Consider the following 26,769-nt stretch of genomic DNA (forward strand, 5'->3'; position numbering starts at 1 on the left):
TAATATTGGAGGGTCCTATGGAAAAGAAGGTGACAGCATTTACCATCGAAAAAACTGACAATCGTTTTTATGCTAATGGGCGTCATCAATGCATGGTTAAGATTTCTGTACTTAAGCAGGAATATAGAAATGGTAATTGGGAAAAATTAGCGCTTAGCGATTCTGAAAAGAGATCGATTCAAGTAGCAGAATTTAGTGATAGTCTGATATATGATCAATTAAAAATGCCTCTGGGGTGGACAACGACCAGTGAGCGGAACCGATACGATCTAGGGTTATTAAAAGGTACCTATAGTGCTAATATTTTCGTTGAGCAGCCGGAAGCACATCATGCAGGAGATTGTTGTACAAACGAAGGTTATCAAGCAGCGGTTAGGAGTGTTCCTGAAGTTTTCTATCGCTATGTGAGTAGCGATAGAACAGGCACAAAACAGTTGATAGCAAAAATGACATTTGAAGATACGACGGGGAACCGTACACTGACAACAAATATGTCAGTTGGAGATGAAGTCTTTGACAGTAATATTTACTTAGAAGCTATCGCTCCTTATGCAATAAATAGAGTTGATTTAGATGAGAGAATAAATACATTATTTGATAAAACAGAACATCCTACAAAGTCGGATACCCATCATCAGACAATTAATCTTTATACTTGGACATTGCCGCATCACTTGAGAATTTTGGAAGGAAATGACAGAACAGTTAATAACATATATAACCTTGGTAAAGATCCGTCAGATGATAGATTTTTGACAAGAGGAAGGGTATTTAAGCGAGGAACCTCATATGTAAATGCGCGTGATAATATGGGGGGCGGGTGTGTTATGGACCATTCTTATACCGTAACTATTCCAGACACGCAGCTTGCTGCTGAAGTACTCCATGTGACAGGATGTTCATGGACGAGTGGTTATTATGATGGATATCATGATGTCACAATCATTGATAACTACGGTTGTCAGCATAAATTCAGAATATCCTCGGTTAATATTGGACGTGCGCTAAGCATAGCAAGAATAAGTTGATTTTCCTTAGTAAAGAACCTTTGTCTATGCCGGTAATCGCATATGCGTTTACCGGCAATTAAGATATTCTATTATTGAAATAGAAATATAGGGATATCTGTTATTGTACATAAATGAATAGCTAAATGGATATTTAATTTGGCTATAATTTTAGCTAACCAAACAGGAAATTTAAAATGAAAGTTAACGATATATATTCCAATGCTTTTAATTTTGGATCTTATATTGATACCGGTGTCGATCCCAGAACGGGTCAGTATAGCGCAAATATCAATATTATCACGTTAAGACCAAATAATGTCGGCAATGTTGAACAGGTATTTAATCTATCATTCTCGCCATTAACAACGTTAAATAATGGGTTTGGGATTGGCTGGCGGTTTTCATTAACAACATTGGATGTAAAAACACTCACATTTAGCCGAGCAAATGGAGAGCAATTTAAGTGTAAACCATTGCCGCCTAATAATAATGATATTAGCTTTAAAGATAAAAAGTTAAAAGATTTGCGCGTATATAAACTCGATAGCAATACCTTCTATGTTTATAACAAAAATGGCATTATAGAAACACTGAAACGAATTGGATCGAGTGACATTGCAAAAACGGTGGCGCTTGAATTTCCTGATGGTGAAGCATTTGATTTAATTTATAATTCAAGATTTGCATTATCCGAAATAAAATACCGTGTGACGGGTAAAACTTATCTTAAACTCAATTACTCTGGAAATAATTGTACATCAGTCGAATACCCTGATGATAATAATATCTCAGCCAAAATTTCATTCGATTATCGTAATGATTACCTTATTACAGTGACGGTACCTTATGATGCTTCTGGTCCTATTGATTCCGCCAGATTTAAGATGACCTATCAGACATTAAAAGGAATATTTCCGGTTATTAGTGCTTTTCGTACACCAACAGGTTATGTTGAACTGGTGAGTTATAAAGAGAATGGGCATAAAGTAACGGACTCGGAGTCTATTCCTTATGCTGCTGCATTGATTATTCAACCGGGTAATGGGCAACCCGCGATCAGCAAATCCTATGAATATAGTTCAGTGCATAATTTCTTAGGCTATTCTTCTGGTCGGACAAGCTTTGATTCTAGCCAGGATAATTTGTATCTGGTCACAGGGAAATATACTTATTCATCCATTGAACGGGTTTTAGATGGTCAAAATATCATTTCAGTAACAGAAAGAGTGTTTAATAAATTCCATTTAATGACCAAAGAAGCGAGAACACAAGATAATAAGAGAATTACAACAGAAATTACTTATAATGAAGATCCGTCAAAAAGTTTCTCCGAGCAACCAGAAAATTTACAACAACCATCTCGGGTATTAACGCGTTATACAGACTTACAGACCAATACTTCACGAGAAGAGACGGTTAATATTAAAAGCGATGATTGGGGAAATACGCTACTTATTACTGAAACCAGTGGGATACAGAAAGAATACGTTTATTATCCGGTGAATGGTGAAGGTAATAATTGTCCTGCCGATCCATTAGGTTTTTCCCGATTTTTAAAATCAGCTACGCAAAAAGGATCGCCTGATGCCGCTCAAAGTGTCGCGAATAGAGTGACTAATTACACATATCAAAAATTGCCTACGTTTACCGGCGCTTATATAAAGGAATATGTCAGCAAAGCTTCAGAAACCACAGATAATAAAATAGTGAGAACCTTTAGCTATGTTAATTCACCGACAAACAAATCTCATGGATCGTTAGCGAAAATAGCGTCGGTAATGAATAACCAACAAACGGTCACAACATTTAAATATGAATATTCAGACAGTGAGATTACCACAAACTCTACAGTGACGGGGTTTGATGGCGCGCATATGGAATCGAAAAATGTGACCTCTATTTATACACATCGGCAGCTTCGTAAAGTTGATGTGAACCGTGTGATTACAGATCAGTCTTATGATCTTTTGGGCCGAATGACAGGTCAAATTATTGACCCTGGCACGACAAAAGAAATTAAACGTAATTATGTTTATCAATATCCCGGTGGGGACGAAAATGATTTTTGGCCGGTGATGATAGAAATTGATTCCCAAGGTGTCAGGCGTAAAACCCATTACGATGGACTGGGGCGTATTTGTTCTATTGAAGAACAAGATGATGATAGTACTTGGGGAACATCGGGAATTTATCAAGGCACATATCGCAAAGTGCTTGCCAGACAATATGATGTTTTGGGGCAATTGATTAAAGAAATTTCAAATGATTGGTTATGGGATTTATCTGCTAATCCTTTGACTCGTCTGACGACTCCTTTGGTGACAACGAAAACCTATCAATATGATGGTTGGGGAAATCGTTACAGCACTGAATACAGCGATGGTCGGATAGAACTGGAAATCCATGACCCTATTACGAGGACAATTATTCAAGGGGTCAAAGGGTTGGGGATGTTAAATATTCAGCAAAATAGCTTTGAGCAACCTGCTTCAATCAAAGTTGTGTATCCTGATGGTGCGATATATAGCACTCGTACTTATCGTTATGATGGATTTGGTCGTACGGTGACTGAAACAGATGCAGAAGGTTCCGTTACCCAAATTGAGTACGATGTATTTGATCGTATAGTGAAAAAAACGTTGCCAGACAGAACAATATTAGAATCCGCTTATGCAAGCTTTAGCCATGAAGAATTAATTTCTGCACTGAACGTGAATGGAACACAATTAGGTTCATTAGTTTATGATGGTCTTGGGCGAGTCACCAGCGATACGGTGGGTGGCCGTAAAACCGAATATTTATATGGTCCTCAAGGTGATAAACCTATTCAGTCTGTCACTCCTGCGCATAATAAACAAAACATTGATTATCTTTACTCTCTCGGCAGTGTGATGTCCAAATTTACCACAGAGACGAGCCAACAAAACTTTCGTTATCACCCGAAAACGGGGGCGCTATTATCTGCGTCAGAGGGAGTATCCCAGAGTAATTACAGTTATTTCCCATCGGGTGTATTACAGCACGAATCGTTTTCTCGGGATAATAAACCCGTTTCATCGGGCGATTACCGTTATACGATGTCCGGCTTGATTCAGCGTCATAAAGATAGTTTTGCTCATGATCATGTTTATAGTTATGACGGGCAAGGGAGATTAGTTAAAACAGAGCAGGGTTCACAATACGCTACATTTGAATATGACAATGTTGGACGGTTGATAACAACGACGACAAAAGACGCAACATCATTATCCCAATTAGTTACAAAAATCGAATACGATGTTTTTGATCGAGAAATAAAACGCTCGCTAATTAGCGACTTCTCAATACAAGTAATGACTTTAAGCTACACAAAGAATAATCAAATTAGTCAACGCATCACCTCCGTCGATGGGGTGGTTATGAAAAATGAACGTTATCAATATGATAGTAATCAACGCTTAAGCCAGTACCAATGCGAAGGGGAGCAATCTCCGGTTGATCATACCGGGCGTGTGTTAAATCAACAGATTTATCATTATGACCAATGGGGAAATATTAAACGGATTGATAATACATATCGAGATGGTAAGGAAACAGTGGACTATCATTTCAGTCAAACTGATCCAACTCAACTTATTCGTATTACCAGCGACAAACAGCAAATAGAGTTAAGTTATGATGCCAACGGTAATCTGACGCGCGACGAAAAAGGGCAGACGCTTATTTACGATCAGAATAATCGCTTGGTACAGGTTAAAGATAGTAAGGGTAATCTGGTATGCCAATATCAATATGATGCGTTGAACAAATTAACCGCACAAGTTTTAGCGAATGGTACGACTAATCGTCAGTATTATGCTTCAGGTAAAGTGACGAATGTTCAATTGGGTGATGAAACTATTACCTGGTTGAACAGCGATAAGCAACGGCTTGGTCATCAGAGTACCAAGAACGGCCAGTCGGTCTACTATCAATATGGTACTGACCATAATAGTACGGTTGTAGCCAGCCAAAACGAAAACGAGTTGATGGCTTTATCCTACACCCCTTATGGCTTTAGGAGTTTAATTTCTTCATTACCGGGTTTGAATGGCGCGCAGATCGATCCGGTAACAGGATGGTATTTCTTAGGTAACGGATATCGTGTTTTCAATCCGGTTCTCATGAGGTTTCATAGCCCGGATAGCTGGAGTCCTTTTGGCCGGGGAGGGGTTAATCCCTACACTTATTGCCAAGGCGATCCCATAAACCGGATTGATCTGAACGGTCATCTTAGTGCCGGCGGGATATTAGGCATTGTGCTAGGGGCGATTGGTATCATTGTGGGCATTGTGTCACTGGGAGCTGGCGCGGCGATTAGCGCAGGTTTAATTGCCGCAGGGGGCGCTTTGGGGGCGATTGCTTCTACCAGTACACTTGCAGTTACTGCGACTGTCATTGGATTGGCGGCTGATTCGATAGGGATTGCGTCAGCCGCATTATCGGAAAAAGATCCGAAGACAGCCGGAATATTAAATTGGATTAGTGCGGGGTTTGGGATTTTAAGCTTTGGCATCAGCGCAATAACCTTTACCTCTTCGCTGGTAAAATCGGCACGGAGTGGTTCTCAAGCGGTCAGCACGGGTGTTATCGGGTCAGTACCGATTGAATTTGGTGAAATTGCCAGTCGTTCTAGCAGACGCTGGGATATTGCTTTATCCACGGTGTCATTGAGTGCGAATGCCGTGGCGCTCTCTACCGGAATAGCAGCTTCCGCTGTTGCGGATAGTAATGCGCATGCGGCGAATATCTTGGGATGGGTCTCTGTGGGTTTTGGCGCTGTGTCAACAACCTCGGGGCTAATCAACCTTGCACGTACTGCTTATGCAGTGAATCATCATACTTGGGAACTCAGTTCATCGGCAGGCGCTTCGGAAGGAAGCGAAGCCTATACTTTATCTCGTTTTACGCAATTGGAGCCGGAAGCAGTAAACGTTCATCCATCCATTCGGGCAGTTGAAGTGAATCAAGCATTTCGAAATAGTACCGGAAATTTATTTAGTCAATCGTCTGTTGAAACCCGTAATGTGTTGCGAGGCCGTTTGACCATATAAAGATTCTGCGGGCTGATTGTTAAGTCCCACGAAAAATAACTATTGGGCGACGTTGTGTCGCCTTTTTGGTTTCTTTGAGGTAAAAAGTGGAGTGAAATGTTGTCAAGGGTTATAAGTATTAATTATAAAATATGTGATTAAATTCACATTTATATGTCGATATAATGCCTCTGATTATTTAATTTTATTGCACTTACTATGCGAAACTGCCTTATAATTTTATTTTTAATAAATTATTATCTCATTATGAAATTAAAATAAATTATTTCTAGATCATATTCTTGAGTTTGTTTTTTTATCCAGTTCCGGTTTTAATTAACGTGCTACAAGGCGTATCTTGACCTGTTCAAATTAATAAACGCTTATATAATGGCTCCTTGCTATTCTATCATCATGACCTATTATTTTTTTATCTACCTACCTATCTCTCTCTTCGCTATCATCAAAGGTCGGGATCACATATGAACGCTTATATTAAGTACGTTAAAAAATTTAATGAGGTTTGTGAGCATTATCAGATGCATAAGATAAGAGAAGATGAACAAGTTTATGATCCAGTTAATAAACCTGTGATTATGTCAGCTAAGTTAATAAAAGAAGCTTTTAATCCTGAGTTGTTTTCTGATGATGCTTTATTTTCACTATTTAACATATTGAAAAAAGAAATGATGGTTTCTCAGGAGTCTTTAATCCGGGTATATATAGAGGGAAGATTGAGTGCGGAGCACATTGATCCTATTCTTTATACTGAGCCTAATGAAAATGAGACATTTGAGAGTTGGATATCACGAGCTACTGGAGGTGAACGGTTCTGTGTTATTGTCAATGATACTGAACATTGGTCTGATTACATTTTTCAATCAGTTTCTTCTATTTTCGCTCCTTTGCGAAAAATTCTTGGGGAAAGAAATACTTTCATAGGAACTTGTCTGTTTATTGGTAACTATGGATACACGCCATTTGGTGTTCATCTTGATGATCCTTATAGCTCGGTAGTGCATTTCCATTGTGGACCTAATGCTAAAGAAATGTCTTTGTTTAATAAGGACATTTTTGAAAAAATAGAAGGGATTAAATATCGGTTTAATATGGATAAACTACGGCCCTATGCCGATAACTGGATAATAGAAGCCGGTGATATATTTATTCTTCCACCACATCATTATCATATTGGGAATACGCCACAATACTCAGTTGGAATGGGGATTGTAGTGAATAGAGAGACAGAAGATCGTTTGGAAAATATGCTGATTAATAAAGGTATTGCCCAATCAATCGCTAAAAAAGGTATTGATAATCTTATCATTGAAGCGGAAGAAAAAAATATTTCTCTATCAGACTGGCTACGTGCTTCACGTGATAGTTATTTTACCTCTCTATATGAAAAACAGGGATTACCTAAAGCTGGTCAGAGTAAACGGTTACATTTTGATGAGCAGGAAGCGGAAGAAATTTCCAAGTTGGACCAATTGGAAAAAATCATTACTAAGAAGATGGCGGATAATGGTGGAGATTTCTGGTCGGTTGGAGAGGTTTTGGGTAAGTTATCACGTGATAATATTATCGATATATTGAATGATCTATTAGAAAAGAAAGAAATTACTGATAAATACGAGCTTCTCTCCGAAGATAGTATTTATATTCATCGGCAGAAAAATTTTAATTTACTTGTTCGCTTTATTGGTAAAACGAATAATGAAAGACTGTACGTCAATGAATTCGATACTTTTATCATCAATCCATCACAAGAGGCAATACAAGTTCCTTATTATAAATGCAAAATTAATCATAATGATCCATTTATACAACCAGAAGCATTGACCTCATTAGGCGTTTTTACTTTCGAACCAAACCAGCTATATAGCTTTAAAGCTTACGAGGATATTCTTGATTTCGGTTATGAGAATCGTAATGGCTTTTTTTTACTCATTGCACATTCAGATGCTAAAGGGTGGATTAGTTGGATTTACGATCGAATGAGCTTACAACCCGTCGAAACCATTTGCACTAATTTAAGTGCGTCACGTATTCAACTATATGTTCGGCTCTTAGGAGCAATGAAATATCATGGTGCAAGTGCTGTACTGGAGAAACTTGCAACATCTGATTACGCCAATTTTGTTCGCTGGGAGGCGGTTGAAAGCTTGGCACAGATTGATAGTGCCGCATGTCTGGAATTGTTACATCAAATAGCCCATGAAGATACCGATACGATGATGCGTGAAACGGCAAAAAATAGTTTACGGCTCAATGGATTTGACGTTGTAAGGGAGGACTAGCCATGGCGATAAAATTGGTGGTCGAACCTGGCTTTCAAATCACTTTGACGGCCTTAATTGAATATTTGACCGATTCCGGCGTGCTCGAGAGTTTGAGAGCATCCTGTTATAGCCAAGATGATATGTTAAATACGGCAACCCATCTTAAGGCTTTAGCGCTTAATCGCCATGAGGTATTGCAACATATAAGTAACGCCTTAGTGACTCCTGAAACTTTCCAATATTCCAATAACGGACAATCACAAAGTTATGTTTTGTACACTTGTCCAGTTTTTACATTGCGTCTGATGGTCTGGATACCTGCGGGATTTCAAGCTCGGAGTATCCCTTTTTCCTATCGTTATGCCCATGATCATGCATTTGACCTGATGAGTGTTGGTTTCTTTGGGCCTGGATACCGTACCTCTCTGTATGGTTTTGACTATTCTCAGATCGAGCAGAGTGACAGTGGGGAAACACTTTTCAGCTACGCAGGGGATATGTTTCTGGAAGAAGGGGATATTATTTATTATTACGCCAATAAAGATGTGCACATTCAGCACGAACCTGTTTCGTTGTCAGCATCTTTGAATCTCATTATTCCTAAAAGTATTCCTTCGGTTCGACAAACGATTTTTGAACTATCGGAATCGGAAGGGCGTATTGTTGGCAAACCAATATTCAATAGCTTGCAACGGGTAATTTCTCAGCGTTCGATTTTCTCATTGATGGCATATCAGGGGAATCCACGTACACAAAAACTGTTGATCCATATTGCTAAAACTCACCAGTCGGAAGAAGCCAGGGCGATGGCATGGGCTGCTATTCTTCGTCATCGGGCCTCACAACCGTTGATTGATAGCGCGTTGGATGATAACAGCAACTATGTCCGTAACGCGATTCAGGCAGTGTTGGAAACTTTGCGGGAGAAAATTCATGACTCTTGAATTCACGCCTAAGCCAGGTAAGCCATTGGCATTGCCTGAGCTGGTTCAGCTTTTGAAGACCAGCAGTATGGTGGACAATGTTTCCTGTGGTCATTACCAACGGGAAGAGATAGAGATAGCCAGTCAATGGTTGGTAGATTTCGCGGCTAACAAGCAAGAAATATTGGACATCATCTGTAACCAATTAGTATTCCCTAACCAATTTCAGTCAGGGAATGATGTTCAACCACCGACATTTATTCTATACAGCGACCGGAGATTTGCTGTTCGTATGGTTCTGTGGTTGCCGCCTGGGCCTCAGTCCGCACCAGCCCCATTTTCCTGGCTAGAACCTCATGACCATAATTTTGATTTTTTGACCACTAACTTTTTTGGTGATGGCTATACTACACGTCTTTATGAGTATGACTATGACAGTGTTGATGGCGTTGAGGGTGAAGAAGTCGCTATGAATTACTTTGGCGAACAGGTGTTATCCCCAGGCAAAGTCATATTTTTCTTTCGCAGTAAAGATATGCATATTCAATTTCCACCGCCAAATTTATCCGTCTCTATCAATATCATCATTCAACCCAGAGGGAATGGACAGCGCCAATATGAATTTGATCTGGATAGAGAAAATAATGCTGACTTTCAGGTTGCACGTATTAAGAACGGGCGGTTTGAACGGTTCCGGGCACATAAGGCTTTGTTTTCTGTTTTGATGAAAGAAGGCAATGAACGTAGCAGAGAGCTACTGCATACCATTGCCAGCAGCCATACCCGAGAAGAACTACGTTCCATCGCTTTTGTTTCCATGCTGAGTTTTTCTACCGATACACAATATCGTGATCAGGTTTATCGCCTTGCCATGAGTGATCCCAGTAGTTATGTCCGTGTGCAAGCTCAGCAATGTATGTTAGCGCTGGCCTAGCGAGCGTTAATAGTACCGCGTCATACCAGACGCACACTTTACTATCTAATATAAAAAAGAGGTAAATCATATGAAAAACACTAAATTGGGCAAGATTGAAACAGGCCAAATGGAAAATTCTCTCCGGTTGGCGACTTTTTCTCAACCGGTTAGTCTGGCTGGAGCCGTACCGCGCACCTTATCTGGTAGTGAAGCGGGAAGGGTGCTTGGCTTTGGTTGTCGCTCTTGTACCGAATCATCAAAAAACGAGTAATAAATAATTCTGTAGCTATTTGGTAGCAATATAAAGTTAAGCGGATTTCTAATTGGCGAATAATACCACCGGATGGAGGTCCGCTATTAGGGAGGGTAAATGTTGCGTGGTAAACGAGTATTACTTACCGGCGCCAGCGGCCTGCTTGGTCACGCAATCACTGAAATACTTGTAGGCAATGGTTCCCGAATGGTGGTAACTGGAAGATGTGAGAATCGACTTAAAGAATTGTCTCAACAATATCAGGATAATTGCGAAATATACTCATTTTCTGGGGATATATGTCATGATAATTTCCGCCAGCAGCTAATAGATTTCACCTGTGCAAAGTTGGGGGGATTAGATATATTAATCAATAATGCCGGTGCTTTCCATTTTGGCAATCTGATGGATCTAATACCGGAAGAAATTGATCAGGTTATTACGACTAATGTCACTGCTTTAATTCATATGACATATCTCGCCTTGCCACATCTATTATCAAGCGCGCAGCCCTCCATTATTAATATTAGCTCCTTGGCTGGAAAAGCCAGCTTGCCAGGGGCTAGTTGCTATGCAGCATCAAAATGGGCAGTTATTGGATTTACTGTAGCGTTACAGCAAGAACTATGGAAACAAGGTGTACGAGTATGTGCAATTTCACCGGGTCAGTTTGAAGTGTTAGGCGCGGTATTACCAAATGGTGTAGGAACTATCCCGCTTTCATCCGTCACTGACGCGATTGTTTTTATTCTTCAGCATCCAGCAGGTAGTTGCCCGGCTGAAATTGTTTTACGGCCGATAGCGACTTGTTAATCATAAATAAAGTATTATTTGTCTGTTGCTCTTAACTAATTAAATATAAAGAATCATTGCAGTGGATAAAGTTATGTTATTAATTATTTGTTCTGTAAATAAACTTTCACGGCTCACTCATTCAGTAAAACTAGATGTCAGTGGCTTGGGGCGACATGGATGTCGCCTTTTATGAGAAGTCGAAAATTGAATTTAAAACTATTTTGCAAGAAGTTATATGATGATGATTTTTTTATTTTGCGATACCTAAAAACAAAGCTAAACAGCGATCCACTTGCTGCATCGTCGCGTAATCGAGTTTACCAAATACTGAGCCAGCTTTTTCTTTCGGGAGAGTCATGGTTTTATCAATCATGACCTGTGACGGTTTTTCAAGATTTGTTTCAGGAAGAGGCTCGATCATCACTCGGAAAAGCGGTGCGTCAATTAATGTTGAGGTCACGGGCAAAATAGTAACACTGGGATGTTCATCAAAGTTGTCAGATTGGATAACCAGCGCAGGGCTTGCCGTAAGCCCCTTGTAGAGCAACTGTTATCAAGTCTCCCCGCTTCACTCCCAGTCTCCTGAATCAGCTAGTTCATTTATCGCGTTTTCTAATAGTGTATCCGTTTCTTTGTCTTGGGTTGCCATAGCCAGACGGCTTTGACGTCGACACTCCTCTTTAAAATGAGGAAGGCGTGTATCAGGCACCCATATTTGAACGGGCCTTAATCCTGACATCCTGAGCTGTTGTCTGTGTTTTCTGACACGATCTGCGACCTTATTCATACTTCACCCTCGTGACATGTAACGATGTCTATAATATAACCAAAAAAAAGTTACATGCAACACGTTAGTAAAAATTGTTGTAAATTTTCTCTCAATGTAGACAGAGATATCGAGTTAAAATCCGAAAAAGTTTTTAAGGTATTCATCCGGTGTATTCTCGTTTCTCGATTTCCTGTTTATTCCCACATGGGAATAATCTTCCTGTATATTATTTTAATATTGATATCAGTGCTAATAATAATTTTTCAGTAGGTGAGTACTTTTGACTTATCCTAAATAAATTTCGGTATTTTACTATCTCCTTAATCATCTTGTTATTTTCTTAGCAATGTGATGAATATGAAGTGATTTTGATCGTGGAATATTAGCGGTAATCAGATTATGGCATTATACTGTGAAAAAGAGATAATAAACAAGGTTGGGGCGATTGAGCCAAGTAAATCAATTAAAAGATGAGGCACAATGATGACTAATATTTATGTAAACAAATATGCTCCAAATGGTATCGTGATGAAATTCCCATTGGCACCCGATAGAAAGATAGAGAAGTGGAAGGCGGAGAATTTGAATTTTCGCATTGGTACTCCAGGATTTATATGGTTGAATGGCCAGAATATCTCAGAATTTCGCAACTTATTTTGTTATCCAAATATTTCAAATCTTTATCTTGCATTTACGTTTAAAGCACAGTTTTTCACTCCACGAAATTTTACCGCGGAAATGTCTAGGGAGAAGCCAACTCAAGATTGGTTTTTCAATAATGGGGAATACGTTGAGAACGGTTTTGATAATTTTGGCATATATTCCGATGATACAGGCGCCGGAGAGTACAGTATAAATCTAATTGAACCCTGTTGCTATATTATAAAACAGGGTGAATTGAGTTATAGTGGTAAAGGTTCCATCTTTCCAAATCTATCTTTTTTTGTAAAAAATAAAGTGAGTTCAAATTTTTTAGCAAATTTAATTTCTACAGATTTTGAAGTCATTATTAATTAGTGAATGGTTTGATTATATACCCAATGGATTTCAAGATGCATCGCGACGGCAAGGGAGGGAATCCCCGGGAGCATAGGTAACTATGTGACCGGGGTGAGTGAGCGCGGCTCATTCTCTCTTTCTATTATCTTGCTTCTGGAAGTTTGGCGAGTTTAAATCCTAAAAGTAGGGCCAAAAAGAGAAGAATAGCAATAAATAAAACAACGCCATTCCAACCTGATTGGAGCCAAAATATACCGCCAAAAGTACCAACCACACTTGAACCAAAATAATAACAAAACAGATAAAGGGAAGATGCTTGTGCTTTGGCCCGTCGCGCCCGACGTCCGACCCAACTGCTGGCAACAGCATGTGCGGCAAAGAAACCGAAAGTAAGGACTATCATGCCAATGATAATCGTCACCACAGATGAGAATAAGGTAATAAGCGTACCGATTAGCATCATACTTATCGTCGCGATCAGCACTTTTCCAAGCCCATATTGATGGGTTAATGCGCCAACTTTAGAGGCGCCGTATGTCCCTGCCAAATAAACAATAGATAACATACCGACAATTGATTGATTAAAGTGATAGGGTGAATCTAATAAACGATAACTTATGTAATTAAATAGGGTAACAAAGCCGCCCATGAGTAAAAAGGCTTCAAAAAACAGTAATGGCAATCCTTTATCACGAAAATGTAATCTTAAATTGACTAATAAAGATTTGGGCTTGAGAGAGCTTGGTCTAAAATGGCGCGATTCAGGTAACATACGCCAAAACATCATCGCCGCAATTAATGCCAATAAACCTAGTACGATAACAGAAGCCCGCCATGAGAAATAATCAGTGATAACACCTGATATTAATCGTCCACTCATGCCGCCAATAGAATTACCACTAACATAAAGTCCCATTGATAAAGCAACAAAATTAGGGTGGATTTCCTCACTAAGATAAGTCATTGCAACGGCGGCTACGCCACTGAGAGATAAACCAACCAGAGCGCGTACAATCAGAATTCCATGCCAACTGGTTATATATGCACTGAGTAAAGTGAAAAGCGCAGCGGCAAATAGCGCTGTTACCATCACATTTTTACGGCCAATGGCATCAGACAGAGGGCCTGTGATTAATAAGCCTAATGCCAGCATGCCAGTTGAAAGGGATAAAGATAAACTACTGGTAGCGGGAGAAACGCCAAAATCATCCGACAACATGGGTAAGATTGGTTGAACGAAATAGAGTAGGGCAAATGCAGCTAACCCTACGGTAAAGAGTGACAATGTAACTTTAACATATAGAGGATCGTCTTTCTGGATATAACTTTTCTTATTTTGAACATGTTGGACAAGATGATTATCAGGAGTCGGATTTTCACTGATACTACTATTATTACGACTAAGGTTGGTATTACTACTGGGGCTGGCGCTCACATAATTTCCTTACTTAACTCATTAGCTAGCTGGTATTTTTATGAAGATCAAGCATATGAATTGCAAAATATTTTGTCTAATATATTAATCATTAATAATAATATGTATTAGATCTCAAAGGTGATTATGTCCATCGAATTACGGCATTTACGCTACTTTATTGCAGTGGCGGAGGAATTACATTTTGGTCGCGCGGCAGAACGGCTTAATATTTCACAGCCTCCGTTAAGCCAACAAATTCAATCACTTGAAAATAGTATAAATGCGCGGTTGTTAGAACGTAATAACCGGAATGTGAGCTTGACGCCGGCAGGTAACATGTTTCTAAAAGAAGCTTATCAGATCCTGGCTCAGGTTGATGCTGCCGCGACTAAAGCAGCAAGAATGCAAAAAGGAGAATTAGGTGAAATGTCTATCGGTTTCACTTCTACGACGCCTTTTATGCATAAAGTTACTCTGAGTTTACGGCAATTTCGGGAGCGCTACCCGGAAGTCGCTATTCATATGCATCAGATGAATACTAAACAACAGATTGCGCCATTACTGACTGGACGGATCGATGTTGGCATCATGCGTAATACTCAATTGCCGGATAATCTTGAGTATCGGCTATTATTTCGAGAACCTTTTATGCTTGCTGTTTATGATGGACATCCTTTGTTGCAATATGCTCCGCAGGGAATAAAGCTCGAAATGCTGGCAGGTTATCCGATGGTGCTTTTTGAGCGCGAAGTAGGGACTGCTTTATATGATGAAATCATCACATTACTTGCTCAAGCAGGTGTGACACCAATGATTTCACAGGAAGCAGGCGAAGCAATGACCATACTTGGGCTGGTTGCCGCAGGATTAGGCATCAGTGTTGTGACTGAATCTTTTACCCGTATGAAAGTGGATGGTGTCCAGTATATTCCAATAGTTGATAACCACTCTTGCTCTGAGGTCTGGTTGGTGAATCACAAAAATCGACCAATATCGGCTGCGGCAGACAGGCTGATAAACCTACTCATATCCAATATATTAAATGGAAAAAATAAGTAGAAATCAGCCAAATTTCGTGCTGAATATCACATATTTACTGAAAGAATCATACTTTTTGCCTAAAACCTCGACATAATCAGCCAACAATTATTTTGAAACGTGAATTAATTAGAGCGTAAAAGGATAAATAATGGATGGACAACCGGGGCATATTGATCAGATAAAACAGATTAATATTGGTACTGTTTATCGGTTAATTGATCAATATGGTCCAATTTCCCGTATTGAGCTATCCAAAAAAGCTCAACTTGCTCCAGCCAGTATTACTAAGATTGTCCGTGAATTGGTCGATGCGCACTTAGTCATGGAAACGGAATTTCTGGATTTAGGATTCAGAGGGCGTCCGGCGACTGGATTGAAGCTTGATTCTGAAAGTTGGCATTTCCTGTGTGTCAGCATTAACTTGGGAAGTTTAATATTGGGACTGCGCGATTTAAGCAGCAAGTTAATTGTTGAAGATGTATTGCCATTACCGGTCAACAAGGAAAAATCCTTTTTAGATAGTATTATTGATGAGATTGATGCATTTTTCGGCCGCTATCAATCTCGTCTTGAGCGTTTGACGGCAATTAGCATGACTATAAATGCCATTGTTGATCCGACCAAGGGTTTAATCCACAGTTTCCCTTATTACCAGATTCAGGAATTACCAATAGGCGAATATCTGCATCGTCGTACGGGATTACCGGTATTTCTTCAACATGAAACAATCGCCTGGACGATAGCTGAATCATTATATGGCGCGGCAAAAAATTGCCAGAATATTATCCAAATGGTCATTGATGAACATGTTGGCATTGGCGTGATTATTGAGGGGCAAACATTACATGCTGGCAACCGTGGTGTAATGGAGATAGGACATATTCAGGCTGAACCTGATGGTAAACGCTGCTATTGTGGGAATTTGGGGTGTTTGGAAACAGTTGCGGGTATCAGCCACATTTTATCCAGAGCAAAACAGCGGTTGACAGTGGCGCCAGATTCTTTACTGAACGGTGAGCCACTGACTATTGAATCATTCTGTCAGGCGGCTAATAACGGCGATACTTTGGCAATGGATATTCTTCGTGATATCGGGGTGAAAATTGGTCATATTATCGCAATTATGGTTAATTTATTTAACCCAGAAAAAATTTTGATAGGTTCTCCCCTTAATGCTTCACAGCAAGTTTTGTATCCGGTGATTAATGAATGTATTCAACGATACTCTTTACCTGCTTATAGCAAACAGATTGAGTTAGTTGCGACAAAATTCAATAATTCAGGCACATTATCTGCGGTAGCATCAGTTAAAAAGGCTTTATATGATGGTTCATTATTGATCAATTTAATGAAAGGATAATATGTTTGATAGTGGTTCTCTGGTTGTAATATTAACTTTTATATAGATTTTTTTGCAGCAATTAAACAAAACATTGAGCTAACGCAATCTCCCTTATCGTTGCATCCTCTAGACTTAAGCGCTCATTAACCGGATTCTATCTGTCATTATGGAAAACAGAATTTATGTTAACGCGCCTATTTGTTACGGGGACAGATACCAACATAGGTAAAACGGTTGTTACCCGTGCATTATTACAAGTTTTTAATCGCGATGGAGCAACGGCGGTAGGGTATAAACCTATAGCCACAGAAGGGTATGAGACAGAAGAAGGTATGCGTAATCGAGATGGCATAATTCTACAAAACTCTTCTCCCGTTCCGCTTAAATATGAAGAAATTAACCCAGTTATCTGGAAAAGCAGGTATTGTGAAGGAAATCAGGTTGATTTCGAACAGATGAAAAAAGGATTGAATAATCTTAGTAATAAATCAGATCGCGTTATTATTGAAGGTAACGGTGGCTGGCGTGTATTACTGGATGATGAAACTTTTTATTTTGATTGGGTGATTCGGGAAAAAATCCCGGTCATTTTAGTTGTTGGTATTCAGCCTGGCTGTGTAAATCACTCAATTTTAACCGCTCAGGCAATAATAAATGATGGGTTGCAATTAGTAGGATGGGTAGCTAACAGAATTAATCCTGGTTTATCGCACTATACGAAAGTGATGGATAGGTTACGCCGTCACATTAATGCGCCACAATTAGGTGAAATTCCTTATATTTTACGCCCCGAAGAGAAAGATTTATCCTGCTACTTGGATGTCGCCACTATATTTAAACAAGTTGGGGGAAGTGAGAGTGAAGTTGGTATAGAGAGCCAATATACATAAATATACCCGTAATCATTGAAGATGCTTGATTTTATCCGAAATGGAGATCATTACCTTCCTCCATTTTGGATATATATCATTTAATAACTCATTAATCTACATAAAATATTACTATAATGAGTTATAATTTTATATTAATTAGAATTTAGTTAATTTTCTGTCTAATTATTTTGTGTTTTTTATAAACCGTGATCTTGGTTTTTTTCTGATAAAAGCGATAATTTTTGAATTCACTTATATAAATCACACAAGGATGTGATATATACTGAAAAAATACATAAAAAAATGTGCATATATGCTGTGACAGTCTATCTTATAAATACCATTCGTAATTATGGTCTGATTGGGAAGGAGGTTGTTATGACGATAAGGCAAGGTTGGGCACCGCCATTAACATGGGGACCGTGGGTTGATCTTCGGATGCATTCAGGAATTTCAGTATATACCATAAGTTTTGATACCGACTCATCGGCCCCATCAGCTTTTGGTGTTGAAATTGAATATCCCGTATCGACTGGAGTGAAACGAATAAGTACAACGGGACCTGGATCACATCAAATTACGGATAATAATGGTGCTGGTACGGATCGTATTAGGTTTAAAAGTTACTCTATAGGTCAAGTCATTAGGATCATTTACAACGCTTAAAGTTGAGCCTATGGTTTGCTTTTTTTGATGGATAAATGAAACACAAGAGTAGCAACCATAGGCTTTTCATTAATTCAAGGATCTAAGAATTCCATCTGACAATGATTTCGATTCTATTGCTTGATGGAAGCCTTCTTCTGGATGAATCATAGAAACAAGTCTGGTTTTTATGACTGGCTTACCGTCAAAGTAAATAAACAACTCTTTCCCTAAGTTTCTTGCTAAAAAAAGTTTGAACCGGTCACTACAATTCAGTCCTTTTTTAACCTTAATAAAAATGTTATTAGCATTCACAGCTAAATCATCACCGACTTCTCCTACAGGAAGAGCTTGTTCTATACAAGGTTTGGATAAATGAAATGTTTCATTACCTGCGATGTAATCAAGAGAAAGTGGTTGTTTCTGCGAAACACACCCTGTAAGACCAAGGATAATAGACAGCGTAAGGATGAATTTAGTCATTCAGTTTGCCCTCATTGTTGACATTAGTATTCTCAATTATAGCTACCAAAATAAGTTATTTTATGCAAGTTATTTTTTTCTTTGTCGGTTTTATTAATTAAGAGCGGGTAAATTTATTAAAGAGTTCGGTTTTCTAATCAAGTACATTGTTTCCTGTGATCTTTTATCAGCAATGTTATCAGGGGAGCATCCTATGCTACTCCCTAATAATAAGATTATTTGCTTTTTTTATTTCTTCTTTTATTGCCGGCAGCAATATGAGCTTGTATCTCCTCTTGAGATAATGGTGTTTTAGCGGGTGATATTTGTGACGTAATATCAAAAATATTCCTATCATCGAATTCAGGATGGTTAATAAATGGCAAATATTAAAAAATTCATCTTATTGTGGATGGTGCGGGTGACAACAAAGCTCGTCTTGTGGAGGAGTAGGCTTATGTTAGCAACATTGAGTGACATTACCTTCCTTCATATAGCCCAAATTTAAACCCGATAGAACGATTATGGAAGGTTATGAATGAACCTGTTCGAAATAACCGTTATTTCGCTGATAAACATGAATTTCGAGACAAAGTATTCAAATTTTTTACCACAACGCTACCTGATATAGCGGACTCGCTGATGTCTGGAATTAACGACCATTTTCAGGTGCTAAAAACTGCATCTTGAAATCCATTGGGTATATAAGCAATCAATAAGAAAACCTCACTTGAGAAAAAGTGAGGTTTATCATCGATCCAAGATCTCAACCCGATATAATAGGCTTAATCTCTATTTACCACAAACACTTGTCATTTTTTTAACAAACTTGGGAATACCATCTATTCCATTATATGCAGATATTTGCATGCATTTTTTGTTAACATTAATGATAAAGAAATCACCTTTAAATAGTGCTCCGCTGTCATAGACTATTGCATTTCCAAATATGGGGGCGTTGTATTCTTTAAGAACATGTGAATGCCCGACGAAAACAGCCATAACGTTGTATTTTTTAATCAGTGACTTAAATTTTTCTTTTTCAGCATAACTGCTGTTGGTAATAAAATGGTCATACCCATCATGAAAATTTAAAACCACAGCCTTTCCTCTTGTTTGAGCAGATTTAAGATCACTTTCCAACCAATCAAGGGATTTTGTAATATAAACAGTTGGGCTGATATAGTGGGTCAAATTGACGCTATAGGTAGGATAATTTTGCAATTGAACGTAATGAATATCACCAAAATCCCATGAATAAGATAAACTTCCTTTCCATGCTTCATGGTCATAATCATAGGAGAAATTATTCAGTTCTTTACTATAATCACTTATTCTCTCTGCCATATCAAATACTGCGGATCTGGCGCAGGCATTACGACTGAAATCAAGATTTTCTGGTGAAGTACAATCATCAACATTATTTGCATAATCATGATTTCCTAATCCCATAAATAGTGGGAATTTGATTTTTGATGTATATATCTTATCAAGACTTCTTCTGGTACTAGCACGTCCAAACTCGGTAAGATCACCATTAACGATGCCAAAAGCAAGATGATTGCTTTCATAAATACTATTGATACTGTTTGCTACTTTTTTATTTAATTCTTCCCACGGTTCTTTGTCGGCGTTGGGATCACCTCTTTCAGGATCTAAACGCCACGGCTGAGGATCTGACATCACGGCAATTTTATAATTGCTATCTATATTTTGTTCAGTGAGATAAATATCAATCTTTATGCCCGAAGAAGATGAACTTTTAACTGTTTTCTCAAGTTTATAATTAGCGGGTACTTCGGAGAGATAGATATTGTGGTTCTGATCGCCCCAATATGAAAGACTCCAGCGAACATTTAACTTACCCTCACCATTGGATAAACGATAAATAACTTCTCCCTCAGTGCCACTAAAAATTTTACCTTTTGAGGTAAATGAATCACGACTATATGCGGGTATTGATGACGATGGTTCTTCAATCCAGCTTCCCCAAAGTAAGTCTGTTTTTTCCGCCACTAATAAATGTGATGTATTATTATGCAAATAAATTTTTACATATTGCTCGCTGCTGTTACCATTAAAACTCTCAATTTCTGTTTGATTTCCTGCGACAGCGCTACATCCTGATATCGCTAATGCTGTGAAAAATACCATGACAGAGAAAATTTTCTTGGCGATAAAATCACTCATAACGTTTCCTATTTTGAATTTTCAATATGATTATTTGAGAAAATAAGCTATTTAACTCACATAAATTGTTCGGAAAATATTTATATTTCAAAACGTTATAATATTAGAGTTGATTATCTAAATTGTCAGTTTTAAAAAAACTAATGGTTTACATATGAAACTATATTGAGGTTATCATACAGGTATAACTTGCCACGGAAAACACCACTAATATGCCGTTCACAGAGAGATAATATGAAGGCCGAAGCATGTAGCCTCGACCTCTACTCATCAATGGTAAAATATTGGTGTAATATTTTCTCTGAACTTTATGTGTTTTCCTTCAGAAAGATGACGTGGGTCTATTTAGCGGTCGGATGAGGTTGAGATTGGCTTCCTTGCCGGGTATAGACAATCTTTTTGGCATTATTTTCACAATGCCCAACGATTTTACTTCCGGCTTGTTCAACGTGGTCATTAGCAACAATTTCCAACTTAAAGCCAGATTCCGGCACACCATTATTGATAATCTTCTGCGCAATTTGTTCTTTCACGCTTTCGCATGAAGCTTGTGCAGCAAGGGCAAATGGGGGTAGGGTAAAGAGTAATGCACTGCATAAAAGTGCTTTTTTCATCTTCATTATCATCACCTTTAATTACGGTCTGATAGGCATACCTGTATTGCTGTCTAAACAACGTTCGGTATTGGGTTCCCAATAAGCATTGATATTGGTACTTTTCATACATGCATCACGAGCATCAATGGCTTTATCGAACTTGTCGAACTCTTTCTCGGCACGTTTATTAACCTTAGTGCGAAGATTTTTGGTTTCATCCCATTGTTCTTTGCTTTGACGGGCGGCTTCTTTATCGAGCACAGAATCTCCGCTGCCATTCACGGTGACACAGGTACTTCCGGCAGTACAAGTTGCCGCCAATGCCGGCGTTTGCCATAACAAGGGTATTGCCAGAGCGATAGCTGGCATAGCTTTTAATATCAAAGAATTACAAATATTCATCTTTTATCCTCTTGGAACTCTTGAAAGAGATGGAGCCAATTTAGATGGCACAATAAGAAACTATCAGATAGATAAATTATAAGATAGCAGCAAGATGTTCAACAAATTATCAAGAAGAATGTGATTATTCATTTCGGTGCACACTAAGTCCGGCAAATGATTGGCAAACCGGCATCATTTCTAGTGTATTAATGTTGACATGGGCAGGTAAATTGGCGACCCAAAAAACAGCCTCGGCGACATCTTCAGCGGTTAATGCCTGAGTGCCATCGTAGGTTTTATTTACTTTATCATTGTCGCCTTTAAAACGGATTAAAGAAAACTCAGTTCCACCCACTAAACCGGGTTCTATATCAGTAACACGGATATTTTTTCCCTGTAAATCGGCTCGTAAGCTTAAACTAAACTGTTTGACGAAGGCTTTAGTTGCGCCGTAAACATTTCCACCGGAATATGGCCAACTCGCAGCGGTAGAACCGATATTAATAATATGCCCATGATTTCTTTCCACCATTCCGGGCAGCAGAGCATGGGTCATATTGACAAGCCCTTTGACATTGGTATCAATCATTATTTCCCAGTCATCCAAGTTAGCCAGATGAGCCGGTTCTAATCCAAGCGCCAAACCTGCATTATTGACTAAAATATCGATATCACGGAGTGATTCTGGTAATTGTTCTACGACCTGGTTGATAGCTGTCCGATCAGTGACATCAAGTTGAACAAAGTAAAAGTTATCACCTAGTTCAGCTTTTAATTTTTCTAACCGTTCTTTACGGCGTCCAGTCGCAATAACTTTAGAACCGTTTTGAATAAATCTTCTGGCAATTGATTCACCAAAACCTGAAGTTGCTCCCGTCACAAAAACGATCATACAAAACCCCTTGTTTACTCGTACTGTTTCTCCCGCAGTAAATGGGGTTCTGTATTTTTAGTCAAGAGATGATTGAAAAAATTTCAATGATTTTCTTTTTATTCTTCCAGCATGATTTCTGGCAGAGGAAGTTGATCATTAATAATTGCATCCGCAATGCGGGTTATATCTTCATCCAATGCTCGATCAGTGATTAAAGGAGAGCTGATTTCGCGTACTGCATGGTAAAATTTAGCGGTTTCAGGCGCAATTTCACTAATATTGCCACGTAGATGAATGGCCTGACAAACCACCAGAATTGTCATTGCAACAATATTGCGTAATTTCTGCTCCATCTCTAAAACATCTTGAGCGGCATGCAGACCCAAACTAACAATATCTTGATTGTATTGTTCTGTGGCGAGGGTATGAATGCCTGATGCGGCACAATCATGGCGAATTGCAGCAACTAAAGCGGTTTGAGAAAGTTGGACGCCTTTAAAACCTTGATACATGCCTGGCGTCGGACTAAGTGAATTAGGTAATCCACGTGAGAAGCGGTTATCCATCATAAGCGCCACAATGGCATGAAGATGATTGGCAATTAAAGCAATGTCCAGTTTTAATGCATCCATTGTCCGGGCGACATATTGTCCCATAAAATTCCCACCGTGTAGAACATCGCCATTTTCTGGATCTATCAATGGGTTATCATTAGCTGAGATAACTTCCCGTTCCAATATTTTCCGTGCGGTAGCTAAAGATTCTGGCACTATACCTAATATCTGTGGTACGCAACGAATTGAATAAACTTCCTGTAAGGTATCATTTAGCCGGGTAACTTCTTGATGACGACAAGCTTTATTGGCTTGTTCTTTAATCCCAGTTAATAAATTAACCTGAGTTGAACCTGCCAATAAATTACGCAATGTACTTGCCACCGCTTTTTGACCCGGGTGATTTTTGACTTGTTGAATTCGGGCATCATAATGTTCATGAGATGCAAGTAATGCCTCGACAGCAAGGGCGATAGCCGAAATTGAGGCTTTAAATAGTTTTTCCAGTTTAATGACGGTAATTGCACTGATACCTGACATTACTCGTGTACCGTTAATCAGAGCAAGCCCTTCTTTTGCTTCTAACGACAATGGCGTCAAACCTGCGCGTTTAATTGCTTCCGCAGCATCAATTTCTGCGCCCATATAATAAACTTTGCCGATACCACATAATGCGCGTGCAATATAAGATAAAGGAATTAAATCACCGCTTGCGCCCACTGAGCCATAGCGAGGAACCAGAGGAACAATGTCATGATTAATATGATCAACAATTGCTTGAGCGACAATTGCTCTGGTTGCAGACCAACCTTTGCAAACAGAAAGCAACATAGTAAATTGTGACGCTTTAATACAAGGTTTGGACATATAGTCCCCGGTACCAGCAGAAAGAAAAGTGAGCAGATTTTTCTGATGCTCAGAGATCTTCTCAAATGGCACAACTAAATTGGCATTCCCCCCAAACCCTGTATTGATGCCATATATAACTTCTCCTGAATTTAATTTTTCCTCCAATTTTTCACGACCATGCGTCAAAAGCTCAGTGATCTCCGCTGATATCTCTACTTTTTTTTGTTTTATCGCAATGTCATAGATATCTTCCAAAGAGATAAGGCCATTTTTATTAATAATAATGGTTGGCTGAACATCTTTAGCTTTCATTTTAATCTCCATATATAAGTATGGTAATAATATTTCAAAGAAACAAACACCCCTAAGGATACAAATCAGTATAAATATAAAATATAAGAAAAAGTCAATTTAAAATAAAATTAAAATAGATGGTTCGTAAAAATTAATTTACAAATTTAATTGAGTTAGATAATTGTAATAATGACAATTAATATATTTACAATTTGCAATTATTTGTTTTTGATATCTGATAATAAATGCTCGTTAATATAAATTCCATTGACATAAATTTGAGTTGACCATTAACGATAAAACAAATAGCAATTATTTGTTTTCCTAAGAATACAAACTAGAATGTAATTATGTTACCACGTAAGTAAAGTAATTGGAGTGTTCATCGAAAAATAAATTGATATCTAGTCGAGGTGATTTATGTCAAAAATAATCCAGACAGATTCTCTTAGTGAACAGTCTTATAAGATAGATAATTTCAATCCATCAACTGAAACAATAAATTTCAGTTACACATCGGGAAGAACCGCATTACCAGTCTACAATAAATATGACACACGAAATAAACCTAAAGTTTTTGGTTATTATACAGATTGGTCGCAATATGACGGTAGATTACAAGGAAATCAAGATCCTATTCGTCGAGGTAGAGGAATAGATTTACAGCACCTTTTAGATAATCCTTTTGCTTATGATAAACTAGTTATTGGTTTCTGTGGAATATTAGGTGATGAGGGTGAAAAAGAGCAGCAAATTAAAGAGCAAGCGCCATTATTTGCCCGCACCAATAATGGAGAAGTAACATTCACAGATGCCTGGGGAGATTGCCAATCTTATCAGAATTGTACTTATTCTGGTTGGCAAGATATCCAAATGCCAAGGGATTTTGATCAATCTAAAAGTATGGGCGTATTAGGTGGATTGGCTAAAGTTCAACAAGCTGCAAAAGCTCAAGGCCATGATCTTATTATGTCATTTAGTGTTGGTGGTTGGACCATGAGTAATGGTTTTTATAATATGGTCAGAGACGAAACACTAAAATCCTATTTCTGTTCGAGTCTAGTTGATATATTTCAGCGTTTCCCTATGTTTACCGAAATTGATATTGATTGGGAGTATCCTGGCGTTGCTGGAAATGAAGGTAACATGTATGCGCCAGATGATGGCGATTATTATGTTAGTTTAATTAAAGACTTAACTGCTGCTTTTAAAGAAGCGGGGCGTTCAGATATAAAAATAAGTATCGCTTGTTCGGCGGTGCCAGAGAAAATGGAAAAATCAAAAATACCTGAATTACTGCAAGTTGGACTATATGGTATTAATGTTATGACTTATGATTTCTTTGGTACTCCGTGGGCTGAAAGATTGTTACATCACACGAATCTCCGTGATTATCCTAGCGGTGAGAATAGTGTGGAAAAGGCGGTTGAATATTTATTGAGCCTTGGTGTGCCTGCATCTGCAATCAATATTGGCTACACCGGCTATTCGCGAAATGGCAGAAATACGGTTATTGATAGTTATTCTCCATTATCCGGCAGTTATGATCCAGGCTATGTTCCGAAAAAAGATCCGAAGATTACAACAACCGGTTCATTTGAATCAGGGACAACAGAATGGTACGACACGATATATAATTATTTAGATTTGGAAGAAAAAAGAGGGAGAAATAATTTTGACTTGTATACCGATGAAATAGCAGATGCTGATTATCTCTATAATAAGGAGAGCAAGTTGTTTATTTCTCTTGATACTCCTCGCTCCGTCAAAGCTAAAGCACAATATGTGTTAGAAAAGAATCTGGGGGGAATATTTACATGGACCGCGGATCAAGATCGTGGTTTATTGGTCAATGCGGCCAGAGAAGGTCTTGGTTGTGAGTTAATCACGAAGAAAATAGAGATGGCGCCATTCTATTTCAAAGGTATTAATGTTGAACCGGTTGATCCCGTTAATCCAGATACAGGGAGCGATTACCCTGTCTGGGATGCAAATAAGGCATATCAGGCTGGCGATAGAGTGAGTTGGAACAATCAAAATTGGGAAGCTAAATGGTGGAATAGAGGTACCGTGCCGGATGGCGGAGGAACATCTGATACTTATCCTTGGGTAAAAATTGCGTAATTAATTAAACTAAGCCACCAGTATAATATATACTGGTGGCGGTTCCTTTTTAGTTCTTTTTTATCTTCACCTCGTTCTTATTGTTGTAATCAGTATATCTAGCGTAATGATATGGAATTAGCTCAGG

General features: G+C 38.6%; 22 protein-coding genes and 1 pseudogene. 14 read left to right on the forward strand and 9 right to left on the reverse strand.

Annotated features, from left to right (window positions below; genetic code table 11):
• The first annotated feature begins 17 nt into the window (after positions 1-17).
• From EAE92_RS09030 to EAE92_RS09060, 7 genes are all read left to right on the forward strand, one after another.
• The gene (locus tag EAE92_RS09030; RefSeq protein ID WP_214067839.1) at positions 18-1,028 is read left to right on the forward strand and encodes a hypothetical protein; all 1,011 of its coding nucleotides are present in this window, start codon (positions 18-20) and stop codon (positions 1,026-1,028) included.
• A 176-nt stretch (positions 1,029-1,204) separates the two neighbouring features.
• Positions 1,205-6,082 (forward strand): RHS repeat domain-containing protein, encoded by a 4,878-nt coding sequence (locus EAE92_RS09035; RefSeq protein ID WP_214067840.1) that lies wholly within the window; start codon positions 1,205-1,207, stop codon positions 6,080-6,082.
• Between the two features lie 461 nt (positions 6,083-6,543).
• Positions 6,544-8,361: a HEAT repeat domain-containing protein gene (locus EAE92_RS09040; RefSeq protein ID WP_214067841.1), complete on the forward strand. Its 1,818-nt coding sequence runs from the start codon at positions 6,544-6,546 to the stop codon at positions 8,359-8,361.
• A gap of 2 nt (positions 8,362-8,363) precedes the next feature.
• Complete coding sequence (locus EAE92_RS09045) at positions 8,364-9,287, forward strand: HEAT repeat domain-containing protein (protein WP_214067842.1); 924 nt, start codon at positions 8,364-8,366, stop codon at positions 9,285-9,287.
• Positions 9,277-10,200 (forward strand): hypothetical protein, encoded by a 924-nt coding sequence (locus EAE92_RS09050; protein ID WP_214067843.1) that lies wholly within the window; start codon positions 9,277-9,279, stop codon positions 10,198-10,200. Before EAE92_RS09045 ends, EAE92_RS09050 begins: the two co-directional genes overlap by 11 nt.
• A 70-nt stretch (positions 10,201-10,270) precedes the next feature.
• Positions 10,271-10,453 (forward strand): hypothetical protein, encoded by a 183-nt coding sequence (locus EAE92_RS09055; RefSeq protein WP_214067880.1) that lies wholly within the window; start codon positions 10,271-10,273, stop codon positions 10,451-10,453.
• Between the two features lie 99 nt (positions 10,454-10,552).
• A complete protein-coding gene (locus EAE92_RS09060) occupies positions 10,553-11,248 on the forward strand; it encodes an SDR family oxidoreductase (protein ID WP_214067844.1) in 696 nt (231 codons plus the stop codon).
• Positions 11,249-11,480: 232 nt separating this feature from the next.
• Here EAE92_RS09060 and EAE92_RS09065 read toward each other — a convergent pair whose 3' ends face one another.
• The gene (locus EAE92_RS09065) at positions 11,481-11,777 is read right to left on the reverse strand and encodes a type II toxin-antitoxin system PemK/MazF family toxin (protein ID WP_246545102.1); all 297 of its coding nucleotides are present in this window, start codon (positions 11,775-11,777) and stop codon (positions 11,481-11,483) included.
• Between the two features lie 21 nt (positions 11,778-11,798).
• On the reverse strand, positions 11,799-12,017 hold the full coding sequence (locus EAE92_RS09070) for an antitoxin MazE family protein (RefSeq protein ID WP_214067845.1): 219 nt from the start codon (positions 12,015-12,017) through the stop codon (positions 11,799-11,801).
• Positions 12,018-12,479: 462 nt separating this feature from the next.
• Here EAE92_RS09070 and EAE92_RS09075 point away from each other — a divergent pair, with 462 nt between their 5' ends.
• On the forward strand, positions 12,480-13,016 hold the full coding sequence (locus EAE92_RS09075; protein ID WP_214067846.1) for a hypothetical protein: 537 nt from the start codon (positions 12,480-12,482) through the stop codon (positions 13,014-13,016).
• A gap of 124 nt (positions 13,017-13,140) precedes the next feature.
• Here the strand turns inward: EAE92_RS09075 and EAE92_RS09080 are convergent, their stop codons facing one another.
• Entirely contained in the window at positions 13,141-14,382 is a 1,242-nt protein-coding gene (locus EAE92_RS09080; protein WP_339959368.1) for an MFS transporter, read from the reverse strand.
• Positions 14,383-14,559: 177 nt separating this feature from the next.
• On the opposite strand from EAE92_RS09080, the gene EAE92_RS09085 reads away from it, so the two are divergent.
• From EAE92_RS09085 to EAE92_RS09100, 4 genes are all read left to right on the forward strand, one after another.
• On the forward strand, positions 14,560-15,474 hold the full coding sequence (locus tag EAE92_RS09085) for a LysR family transcriptional regulator (RefSeq protein WP_214067848.1): 915 nt from the start codon (positions 14,560-14,562) through the stop codon (positions 15,472-15,474).
• Positions 15,475-15,604: 130 nt separating this feature from the next.
• Complete coding sequence (gene mlc / locus EAE92_RS09090; protein WP_214067849.1) at positions 15,605-16,816, forward strand: sugar metabolism global transcriptional regulator Mlc; 1,212 nt, start codon at positions 15,605-15,607, stop codon at positions 16,814-16,816.
• Between the two features lie 164 nt (positions 16,817-16,980).
• Positions 16,981-17,688: a dethiobiotin synthase gene (gene bioD, locus EAE92_RS09095; RefSeq protein WP_214067850.1), complete on the forward strand. Its 708-nt coding sequence runs from the start codon at positions 16,981-16,983 to the stop codon at positions 17,686-17,688.
• 360 nt (positions 17,689-18,048) lie between these two features.
• Positions 18,049-18,336: a colicin Z C-terminal domain-related protein gene (locus EAE92_RS09100; protein ID WP_065391844.1), complete on the forward strand. Its 288-nt coding sequence runs from the start codon at positions 18,049-18,051 to the stop codon at positions 18,334-18,336.
• A 69-nt stretch (positions 18,337-18,405) separates the two neighbouring features.
• Here EAE92_RS09100 and EAE92_RS09105 read toward each other — a convergent pair whose 3' ends face one another.
• Positions 18,406-18,798, reverse strand: a complete 393-nt coding sequence (locus EAE92_RS09105; RefSeq protein ID WP_040150683.1) for a hypothetical protein — start codon at positions 18,796-18,798, stop codon at positions 18,406-18,408.
• 372 nt (positions 18,799-19,170) lie between these two features.
• On the opposite strand from EAE92_RS09105, the pseudogene EAE92_RS09110 reads away from it, so the two are divergent.
• Positions 19,171-19,467: pseudogene (locus tag EAE92_RS09110) on the forward strand (transposase); the annotation flags it as partial.
• A 102-nt stretch (positions 19,468-19,569) separates the two neighbouring features.
• Here EAE92_RS09110 and EAE92_RS09115 read toward each other — a convergent pair.
• The 5 genes from EAE92_RS09115 to stlA form a co-directional block, all read right to left on the reverse strand.
• Complete coding sequence (locus EAE92_RS09115; protein ID WP_214067851.1) at positions 19,570-20,967, reverse strand: metallophosphoesterase; 1,398 nt, start codon at positions 20,965-20,967, stop codon at positions 19,570-19,572.
• A 341-nt stretch (positions 20,968-21,308) separates the two neighbouring features.
• Complete coding sequence (locus tag EAE92_RS09120; RefSeq protein ID WP_181148723.1) at positions 21,309-21,581, reverse strand: DUF1161 domain-containing protein; 273 nt, start codon at positions 21,579-21,581, stop codon at positions 21,309-21,311.
• A 21-nt stretch (positions 21,582-21,602) separates the two neighbouring features.
• On the reverse strand, positions 21,603-21,965 hold the full coding sequence (locus EAE92_RS09125; protein ID WP_112875965.1) for a DUF1283 family protein: 363 nt from the start codon (positions 21,963-21,965) through the stop codon (positions 21,603-21,605).
• A gap of 124 nt (positions 21,966-22,089) precedes the next feature.
• A complete protein-coding gene (ydfG, locus tag EAE92_RS09130; RefSeq protein WP_214067852.1) occupies positions 22,090-22,839 on the reverse strand; it encodes a bifunctional NADP-dependent 3-hydroxy acid dehydrogenase/3-hydroxypropionate dehydrogenase YdfG in 750 nt (249 codons plus the stop codon).
• Between the two features lie 98 nt (positions 22,840-22,937).
• Positions 22,938-24,536, reverse strand: coding sequence for a phenylalanine ammonia-lyase StlA (gene stlA / locus EAE92_RS09135; RefSeq protein ID WP_214067853.1), 1,599 nt, complete (start codon positions 24,534-24,536; stop codon positions 22,938-22,940).
• A 402-nt stretch (positions 24,537-24,938) separates the two neighbouring features.
• Here stlA and EAE92_RS09140 point away from each other — a divergent pair, with 402 nt between their 5' ends.
• Positions 24,939-26,642 (forward strand): glycoside hydrolase family 18 protein, encoded by a 1,704-nt coding sequence (locus EAE92_RS09140; RefSeq protein WP_214067854.1) that lies wholly within the window; start codon positions 24,939-24,941, stop codon positions 26,640-26,642.
• Positions 26,643-26,769 lie beyond the last annotated feature (127 nt).

This window comes from Photorhabdus hainanensis (assembly GCF_018448965.1).
Taxonomy (GTDB): Bacteria; Pseudomonadota; Gammaproteobacteria; order Enterobacterales; family Enterobacteriaceae; genus Photorhabdus; species Photorhabdus akhurstii.